Below are 10,112 nucleotides of genomic sequence, written 5' to 3' on the forward strand. Positions count from 1 at the left end.
TAGGCATATGATTTATTAAATAAGTCATATGCCTTGCTTTTTTGTTCAAAAATCATTTATACTTTTTGGTCAAGTAAACAAAATTGTTTTTTTATTGTTGTAAATAAAATGAGGTAATGATATAATTTTAAATAAAGTTTGAATTTAGGAGTTGATTTTTTATGAAAACAAGCAAAAAAATTATAAGTTTGTTGCTTAGTGCAGCTATCATTATGTCTGCCATGGTGATAACAGCTGTTTCGGCGGCTGCCGCAGCAGACGGCTCAGAGGTATATTTTGATAATTCGGTTTTTAATTGGGAAAATGTTTATATTTATGCCTATGGTACAAAAGAAAATGCCAAATGGCCGGGTCAGCTGATGAGCGCAACTGATGACGGACTTTACAAGGCAAGCTTTACTTCAGCATATAAATCAGAAAGCATTATTTTTAATAACGGCAAAGAAAAGGACGAGGGCAAGGAGCAGTATCCAAAGGCAAGCGGACTTTCTTTAAAGGCAGGTCAGTGCAAGCTCCTCACAGCCGCAAAGCAGTGGGTAGATTACGGCAAGCCTGATTCTCATGGATACGGAATTGTTTACAAAGCCTCCGGTACAAGCTTTTCATCAGAATTTTTGCAGGTTCAGCTCGGACTAAAAAATGCCTCAGTAGGATACTATTCTGTTGACGGTTCGGCAAAAAAATCTTATACCGACGGCACAATTATTAAAATAGGCGAGGGTAAAATCGGTAACAGCGAAATTACTCTTGTGCTTACAGCAACAGGCGATGACGGTGTTGAAACAACACAGACTTTCACTTACAACAAAACATTTACAGCAGGCAAAACAACTTTTTCTGCTGACTCGGACGGACACACAACAGCTCCCGAAAGCGGCTATTACGGAACAAACCCGAATATGCAGCTGGGTAAATACAAGACAATTTCTGTTGACGGCGATGTAAGCGATTGGGACAGCTCAATGATTATTGCTCAGGGTACAGCAAACGATGACCCCCGAGTATATATGCCATCTTCAATGCATGAGCAGCCGTGGGACGCATACGCTCTCTATGGCGCATGGGACGATGAAAACCTCTACTTTATGTGGGAAATGGCAAATACATCATACATTACTTCTCCGAGCGATAATTTTGCGGCATCAAATGAGGCTCGCCCTTGGAGAAACAGTATTCCAATGTATATTGCGCTTTCAATAGACCCAAGCAAGCAGGCAACAGGCAAGGCAGTAGGCACAAACAAAGACGGCTCTGTTTACACAAATCCGTTTGTATGGGGTTGTGACGGCGGCGTAGCAAAAGACGGCGGTGTAGGCTTTACAACTCACATTGATACACTTGTTGCTTTCGATTCAAACAATTCAAACGGCGGCGCATCAATCTTCAAGGCTGATGTTCAGGATACGGACGGAACATACCTGTTTGATTATGATACAAGAGTTCCGATTGGCGTAACAAGCTATCAGGCACAGGATAACCGGAACGGATTCAAAATTAAATATGCAAACGGCACAAAGAGCGAAACTCTCTACGGTGTAAGAGAAGTAAAGGGCGACAGAACATTAGGCGACAACACTGACCCTAACTCAAATTGGGTTGATTTCTTTAAACTCGGCTACAAGAAAAACTACGGTTATGTTTACGAGGTTGCTATTCCTTACTCTGCACTCGGTATCGACAGAAATTATGTAGAAACTCAGGGCATTGGCGCAATGCAGATTCTCACATACGGTACTTCGGGTATGGATACACTTCCACACGACCCCTCAATGCTTGATGTTGCAGATGGTGAATACAGCTACGATCCGTCTACTTCACACGAAAAAGAGGATATAGACAACATTACAGTTCCGCTTGCAAGACTTGGCAAGATCCTCCCTGATACACAGGTTCAGGAGGCAGAGTTTGAAGTAAACTTTGGCGCAGACAAGAGCTCATCTCAGCCTGTTGGCACAGCACTCGAGCTTAAAGCAGAGCCATACAACAACCATGGCAATGTTACTTACGAGTTTGCGGTAAACGGTGCAACTGTAAAGACTTCATCTGACAATACATACAATTTTACAGCAAATAATGCAGGCACATACACATTGTCTGTAAAGGCTATTGATTCTGACGGCTGTATAGCTGAAAGCACAAAGTCATTCTATATTTCGGACGGCGGCGAGCAGGAAACTATCCTCAAGGGCGATGTAAACCGCGACGGAGTTGTAGATGTAAACGATGTTACACACTTACAGATTCACATTTCAAATGACGATAAAAATCCGCTTATTGATGTTACAAACAAGGCTTGGTTTGACGCTGCTGATATGTACGGCGACGGCAAGCTTGATATTCTTGACGCAACCGCATTACAGATTTATATCGCATAATTCGTAAAAGTTATAATCATATTCAAAAGGATTGCAGAGCAAAATCTGCAATCCTTTTTTGTGTATACAGGATGCAAGAATAGTGTAAAATTGCCTATATTGTATTGACATATAAGCTCTTGTAATCGTATTTACAATGCTTTTACTCTATACTTCAGGCAAGATTAAGGCAACAGAAAAATTTAAATCTGTTACACTTGCACTTTTACTTTCAACAATAAGCATTTCAATCCTTGCTTTTATCGGCTACCTCATTACTGCAACAAGAGGTTATGTAATGATTTTCGCAGGAAATCCTATCTTTGACATAGCAATGTCAGTTATTTTTATTATTATCGCAGCTTTGTTTCTTATCAGCGACTTTCAGATTATTCGTGAAACAGTTGAAAATCAGCGCCCAAAAGAATACGAGTGGTCAGTTTCATTTGGCTTGGCATTTACAGTAATTTGGCTCTACTTCAAGGTTCTTGACCTCTTAATAAGAATTTATGACGCTAAAAACTAATTACGGAGAATAATTATGAGTGCAATATTATCGACACAAAATTTAGTGAAAAAATACGGTTATAAAATTGTTTCTAACAGCATCAGCCTTACGATAAACAAAGGTGATATTTACGGATTTGTGGGCAAGAACGGCGCAGGCAAAACTACATTTATGCGCCATGTGTTAGGGCTTGCTTTTCCCGACAGTGGCGAAATTACCCTCTTTGGCGGTGAGCCGCTCAACACTGCAAGGAAGAAAATCGGTTCGCTCATTGAGTTTCCGTCAATTTATAAAAACTGCACCGCATACGAAAATATGAAGAGAATGGCAATTCTTACAGGAAGTTCAGACAAAAGTGTCAGGAAAATTCTTGATTTTGTAGGTCTTGGCAATACAGGCAACAAAAAAGCAGGACAGTTTTCGCTCGGTATGCGCCAGCGACTTGGAATTGCTATGGCTTTGCTCGGCAATCCAGAATTGCTTATTCTTGACGAACCGATAAACGGACTTGATCCGACAGGTATTATGGAGATTCGTGATTTAATCATCAGACTAAAAACCGAAAAGAAAATTACCTTTATGATTTCAAGCCATTTGCTTGAGGAACTGTCAAAGATTGCCACACGATATGGATTTATTCATGACGGCAAACTTATAGAAGAAATTTCCGCTGTTGAGCTTTCACAAAAATGCAGCGACAGAGTTTTAATTGTGCCTGACAATCCGCAAAAAGCGGCGGAGATTTTATCAAAAATTATGCCGCCTCAACAGATACATATTTATAATAAATCTGTTTATCTTGACTCAATGATTGACAGAACGGGTCAAATTAATAAATATCTTGTTGAAAATGGTGTTACGGTAAATCAGATTTCTATTCACGCAATTAATCTTGAAGAATACTTTTTACGCAAGGTAGGGGCATAAAATGAAAAGGTTATTATTATTTGAACTTCGTAAGCTTTTCAAAAACAAAAGCTTTTATATTTGGACTTTTGCATCGGTTGCACTTAGTTTGATTTACCTGCTTTGCTCATTCGGTATGTTTTCGTTACAATCTTCGCAAAATATGCAGTGAATAGTATCACCGGAGTCCGGTATTATCAGTGCAATAGGATTTTTTAAAACAAGTCCCGTTACAGTATATATACTAATGTTTATTTGCAGCTTTATTTGCAATGATTTTGACAACGGCATATTGAAAAATATTATTTCACGAGGTTACAGCAGACAGTGGATTTTTACGGCAAAGTTTATGGCGGTTATTGTCAGCACCCTTTTTATGGTAATCCTCAATTTAGTTGTTGTTTTTGCGCTATCAAGCGCTTTATATCATAACATCGGCTCAATATACGCTCTGTTTATTCCGCAATTAATTATCCTTGTGTTTGGACTTATCTCATTTGCCGGCATATTCTTTATGCTGTGTTCAATCTTTAAAAAGAGCGCTCCTGCAATAGTTGTTTCGTTGCTTGCTCTTTTGGCTTTGCCAACAGGAATATCGATAATCAGCTCATACTTACATATTAATTTAAGCTGTTTATGGCTTGGTAATGCGGTTTCTACCCTTGCAGTAAATAACATTTCGGTACAAACATTACTCGCAAGCGGAGTTTGCATTATAGTTTATTTAGTGGTTTCTTACATTGTTTCTATTTCAGTGGTTAAGAAATTGGAAGTTTGATTTTTATATTAGCAGAAATCTCATTTCATTGATTTTGAAATGAGATTTTTGCTTTTTCGGGCAATTTTTTTTGGTTTTGATAAGGAGTGGAAGATTAGTTTTTGTAAAACGATATAATAAAGAAAACGGCAGTGTGAGGTTAATACTCACACTGCCAAAGTTTTCAACATTTCAAGCTCAAATTGTTAATTATTTTTCGTCGCCAAAGCAGATGCCCATCTTTCTTGCGGCGGCTACTATTTCGTGGTCGGCAGGAACGGCTTTAAGTTTACCTGCGATTTCTTCGAGCGGAACTGCAACTACTTTATTATTTACAAGTGCAACCATTTTGCCGTAGTCACCGTTTATGATAAGTTTGGCAGCTGCAATACCGAAACGGGTGGAGAGCACACGGTCGTATGCGTCAGGACTTCCGCCTCTCTGGAAATGTCCGGGTACGGTAACTCTTGTTTCCTGACCTGTTGCGTCTTGAATTTCTTTTGCAATTTTGTATGAGATTGACGGATATGCGATTTCAGCCATAGCGGCTTTTCTTTTTTTCTTCGGCATAGCCGCAAGCTCTTTTGAAATTGCACCCTCTGCAACGGCAAGAATTGAAAATTTCTTTCCGCTTTCGGTTCTTTTCTTAATTGTATTAATTACGGAATTAATATCGTACGGAATTTCCGGAATTAAAATAACATCCGCACCGCCGGCAATACCTGCATACAAAGTCAGCCAGCCAACCTTGTGACCCATAACCTCAACAATGAAAACTCTTCCGTGTGAGGTTGCGGTGGTGTGAATACAGTCGATAACATTTGTTGCAATGTCAACGGCGCTCTGAAAACCAAATGTTTTATCTGTACCCCAAAGGTCATTGTCAATTGTTTTTGGCAGAGAAACAACATTCAAGCCCTCTTCACGCAAGAGGTTTGCGGTTTTCTGTGTGCCGTTTCCGCCGAGAACAACAAGGCAGTCAAGCTCAAGCTTCTTATAGTTCTTTTTCATTTCGGCAACTTTATCAACGCTGTTTTCGTCAATAACTCTCATAAGTTTGAACGGCTGTCTTGATGTGCCGAGAATAGTACCGCCCCTTGTAAGAATACCCGAAAAATCATCAGGTTTCATCATCCTTGTTTCGTTGTAAATAAGTCCTCGGTAGCCGTCAATAATGCCGATAATCTGCACGCCGTCATTGCCGTAATTCTGATAAAGTGTTTTTGCGACTGCACGGATAGTAGAGTTAAGTCCCTGACAGTCACCGCCGCTTGTTAAAATACCGATTCTTTTCATTCTGCTTTTTCTCCTTCCTTTGCAGGTACCATAGGAGTGCCTACTGTTCTTACATATGTCTGTTTTTTAACGGCATTTTGTGCCTGTTGTGCAAGTTTTGAAAAATGTTTTTGGCTGTTAAGTCGTTTTCTGCCACGCTTATCTACAAGGTGATATGTGGTGTCGGGTAACTGCTTTCTTGCATTTACCGTGTCTTTTAGCGTAACTTTTAAAATCTGTTCAACCCTGTTTTTAATGTCTTCGTCCTCAACAGGGAACACAAGTTCAACTCGTCTGTCAAGGTTTCTCTGCATCCAGTCTGCACTGCCAAGGTAGTAGAGCGGATTGCCGTTGTTTTCAAATTTAAAAATTCGGCTGTGCTCAAGGAGTTGTCCTACAATGCTGATTACCTTTATATTTTCACTCCATCCCTTTAATCCGGGGATAAGACAGCAAATACCACGCACGATAAGTTCAATTTTTACGCCTGCCTGCGATGCCTCGTAAAGCAAGCTGATAATTGCGGGGTCTACAAGTGAATTTACCTTTGCAGTGATTGATGCGGGAAGTCCCTGTTTTGCATTTTCGATTTCTTTTCTTATCATTTCCTCAAAGAAAGGTCGCATACCTTGAGGAGCAACAATAAATTTATTGTATTCGGGCGGTAAAGAATAGCCTGTAAGTGTGTTGAATAATGACGATGCGTCAAGGCCGTATTCTTCACGGCAGGTAAACATACCGATGTCTGTGTAGAACCTTGCGGTGCTGTCGTTGTAGTTACCTGTACCCATATGCAGATAACGGCGGATTCCGTCCTCGTCTTTTCGTACAACAAGACAGATTTTACAGTGGGTTTTAAGACCTGTAAGACCGTAAATTACATGACAGCCTGCTTTTTCAAGTTTGGTTGCCCACTGAATGTTATTTTCTTCGTCAAAACGAGCTTTAAGTTCTACAAGTACAGTAACCTGTTTGCCGTTTTCGGCGGCTTTAATAAGTGCCGCAACGATAGGAGAGTTACCGCTTACACGGTATAAAGTCTGCTTGATTGCAAGTACATTCGGGTCTTTTGCGGCTTTTTTGACAAAGTCAACCACCACATCAAAACTCTCATACGGATGATGAACAAGTCTGTCTTTTTCACGGATAGCCTCGAAAATATCATCGCAATCATAAAATTCGGCAGGCGGATTTACAGGTGTAATAGGCTCGAAACAGAGCTTTTCGCAGCCCTTTATTCTTGCAAATTTAGAAAGGAAAGTAAGATCAAGCGGACCGTGCTGTACATAAATTTCATCCTCGGTTACATGCAATGCATCTACAAGGAATTTGCGGATTGACTTGTGGCATTTTTTAGAAAACTCAAGTCTTACAGGCACACCTCGCTGACGCTTTTTAATGGATTTTTTAATTTCCTCCATAAGGTCTTCCGTGTCCTCGTCAATGTCAAGGTCAGAGTCCCTTGTGATTCTGAAAGCTGCCGACTGTTTGATGTTATAAAGCTCAAACAGTTCGCCGAGATGAATAGTAATAATTCTTTCAAGGGTTATAAAGTCACGCTTGCCTTTTGTGGGAAGTTCCAAAAATCTCGGAAGGATTGACGGCACTTGTACAAGCGCATAAAATTCTTCTCCCTCTGCATTTGTAAGCAGAACTGCAATGTTAAGACTTTTGTTTGCAAGCAATGGGAAAGGTCGGCTTGTGTCAACCGCCATCGGTGTGAGAACAGGGAATACCACTCTCTGAAAATAATCGTCTGCAAATGCTTTTTGCTCGTCGGTCATTTCATCTGCCTTAACAAAGTTAATACCGTTTGCTCTCAGTGACGGAATAATGGAACGATTGTAGCAGTTGTACTGCTTTTCGGCAAAAGCATGTACTTTTTCACTGATTTTTTTCATCTGCATTTTAGGTGTAAGTCCCGACGGGTCGGGCTTATTTGTGCCACGATGAATATTATCAAGTACGCCTGCAACACGAACCATAAAAAATTCGTCAAGGTTAGACGCTGTAATAGAAAGGAAGTTACACCTTTCCATTATAGGATTTTCCTTTTCAAAAGCCTCTTCAAGTACACGGGCGTTAAAATCGAGCCAGCTTAGCTCTCTGTTATTGTAAGGCATTTCAAGCCATTTTTTTAAATCTTGTTTCTTTTTTACATCAATTGTTGAAGTCATTATATCACTCCTTATTATTCTTATTATATTGTTAAATCTTAAATATTTCAAGTAAAATTTATGTAAAAGTTACAAAAAATTTTTAAAAAGTCATTTGTAATTATTCGTATTAAAAGTTTGAAAAAATAAATACCCATAAACAGCGTTTTTATGATATAATAAAATTTAGCACAAAAATAATAAAAATCATAAATCAAAAAAATTTAAAAAAATATTAAAAATTTTAAAAAAATTAAATGGAAGTTGATTTTCAATCGTCTATATTATGTACTGCTTTTTATACTGATTTAAAGGAGATATTTATGGAAGAAATAAGTAGTTTAGTAATTAAAGCCAAAAACGGTGATAATACGGCATTTGACAGGTTGTATTATCTTACACAGCAAGAGGTGTGGTTTACCTGCATAAGTTTGTTGAAAAACGAAACTCACGCAGAGGAAATTATGCAAAATACATATGTTACCGCATTTTTAAAGTTGAATACTCTTGAAGAAAACGCTAAATTCCCTGTATGGGTTAAGAAAATTGCGGTAAATAAATGTAAGGACTTTTTTAAAGCCAAACAGGAACTGCAGCTTGATGATGAAATTCTTGAGAATTATTCTGAAACTTCGGAAATAACAATTCCAGAGGAATATATAACCGATAATGAAAATCGCAGAATAATTTTAGAAATTATGCAGAATACTTTGTCGCAAGTACAATACAGAGCCGTTTTTATGTATTATTTTGATGAAATGTCAATAACAGAAATTGCAGAGGTTGAAGATTGCCCTGCGGGTACTGTAATGTCACGCCTTAATCTTGCCAGAGCAAAAATGAAAAAGGCAATTTTAAAGTATGAAGAGGAAAACAACGATAAATTGCACATTGTTGTACCCGTTCCGTTTTTTACTTCTCTTTTCATTACAGAGGCAAAAAACTTAATTGTTCCGAAGATAAATATAACATCTCAAAATTTAGAACCGAAAAGCAGTACATTAAAAGCAGAAAAAAATATAGGCGAATTTGGAGGAAAATTAATGTCAAAATCAATTCTTTTAAAACTTTTTGCAATAGTTGCAGCTTTTGCTGTTGTTATTGGCGGAATTACGGCTGCGGTGGTAGTGAATAACAAAAATAAGGATAAAAACATCGATGATGTTGTTTCTCAAATAAACAGCAATATTTCCGATGAGAACAGCGGAGCTGACAACGGAGAAGACGGATTAACTCAAATTGATTACAGCCTTGATGAACAGGTGCTTTTTGATAACGACAAGTGTACTGTCACTGTCACGGGTTGTGAGATGTATAGTAACAGATTTGAGGTAAAAGCAGAACTCAAAAATAAAACAACAGATGAAGAAATAGAAGTTGATACAGATTTTAGCGATTACTTTTATGTAAACAGGTATTATTGCCATGATATTGGTAGGGTTGGCTATGGTTGCACAGATCCGGGCGAAACAGATTCATTCAGCATAGAATTTGATCTTGAACAAATTAAAAAATGCGGTATAAATTCTATTGATGAAGTGGCATTTAACCTACAGGTATATAATACTGAAAATTATTCTGACGAAGAAACATTTTATTGTAATCAAATATTTTATTTGTATCCAACAGGCAAAACAGCTGACGAAATCACTCCGCCGGCAAGAGAAAATACAAATACCGAACAGGTTGTTTTTGACAATGAATACGGTACTTTATTGTATTTAGATACAGACCACACCTCATCAGAAAAATATGATAGATTAAGATTATATGCACATAATAAAACAGATAAAACTGTAAAGTTTGAGATGCTCAGTGCAAAGATTAACGGAAACGATACTACAGCATATACAACACAGTATTGTGCCGCTGATATGAATTGCTATTATTATATTTTAGTAGATAAAGAGGATATTGAAAAGTACAAAAATGCATCGGGAAAAAATATTTTAGAATTCAGAATGATAGAAGAAGATTCTGAAACCCACGCATGGGCAAGCGGAGTTTCGGGAGATAGAGCTTTGTATGAGGATACATGTACAATTGAATTTTAAACCAAAAAACGGTCATTCGCACATTTGAACTGACCCCAAAAAGTTAGACAAAGTTATAAAGAAATAATTATGCAAAGCGACTAAGAGAGATCTTGGTCGCTT

Annotated in this window: 7 protein-coding genes; 5 read left to right on the forward strand and 2 right to left on the reverse strand. The window is 38.2% G+C overall.

Features of this window, described 5'->3' with window-relative positions; translation table 11 throughout:
* The first annotated feature begins 161 nt into the window (after positions 1-161).
* The 4 genes from AAAY30_RS08435 (at position 162) to AAAY30_RS08450 (ending at position 4,546) form a co-directional block, all read left to right on the forward strand.
* Positions 162-2,375 (forward strand): starch-binding protein, encoded by a 2,214-nt coding sequence (locus AAAY30_RS08435; protein ID WP_412122325.1) that lies wholly within the window; start codon positions 162-164, stop codon positions 2,373-2,375.
* Positions 2,376-2,499: 124 nt separating this feature from the next.
* The gene (locus AAAY30_RS08440; protein WP_289780785.1) at positions 2,500-2,880 is read left to right on the forward strand and encodes a Bax inhibitor-1/YccA family membrane protein; all 381 of its coding nucleotides are present in this window, start codon (positions 2,500-2,502) and stop codon (positions 2,878-2,880) included.
* A 15-nt stretch (positions 2,881-2,895) separates the two neighbouring features.
* Positions 2,896-3,789 carry an ATP-binding cassette domain-containing protein gene (locus AAAY30_RS08445; protein ID WP_499215766.1) on the forward strand — a complete coding sequence of 298 codons (894 nt, stop codon included), beginning with the start codon at positions 2,896-2,898 and terminating at the stop codon, positions 3,787-3,789.
* A 220-nt stretch (positions 3,790-4,009) separates the two neighbouring features.
* On the forward strand, positions 4,010-4,546 hold the full coding sequence (locus AAAY30_RS08450) for a DUF2705 family protein (protein ID WP_499215768.1): 537 nt from the start codon (positions 4,010-4,012) through the stop codon (positions 4,544-4,546).
* A gap of 189 nt (positions 4,547-4,735) precedes the next feature.
* On the opposite strand, the gene AAAY30_RS08455 is transcribed toward AAAY30_RS08450, so the two are convergent.
* On the reverse strand, positions 4,736-5,821 hold the full coding sequence (locus AAAY30_RS08455) for a 6-phosphofructokinase (RefSeq protein WP_499215767.1): 1,086 nt from the start codon (positions 5,819-5,821) through the stop codon (positions 4,736-4,738).
* Positions 5,818-7,977 carry an RNA degradosome polyphosphate kinase gene (locus tag AAAY30_RS08460; RefSeq protein ID WP_295025886.1) on the reverse strand — a complete coding sequence of 720 codons (2,160 nt, stop codon included), beginning with the start codon at positions 7,975-7,977 and terminating at the stop codon, positions 5,818-5,820. Before AAAY30_RS08460 ends, AAAY30_RS08455 begins: the two co-directional genes overlap by 4 nt.
* A 302-nt stretch (positions 7,978-8,279) precedes the next feature.
* On the opposite strand from AAAY30_RS08460, the gene AAAY30_RS08465 reads away from it, so the two are divergent.
* Complete coding sequence (locus tag AAAY30_RS08465) at positions 8,280-10,010, forward strand: RNA polymerase sigma factor (protein ID WP_195411196.1); 1,731 nt, start codon at positions 8,280-8,282, stop codon at positions 10,008-10,010.
* Positions 10,011-10,112: the final 102 nt, after the last annotated feature.

The sequence above is a fragment of the Ruminococcoides bili genome (genome assembly GCF_040093295.1).
GTDB classification, from domain to species: Bacteria; Bacillota; Clostridia; order Oscillospirales; family Acutalibacteraceae; genus Ruminococcoides; species Ruminococcoides intestinale_A.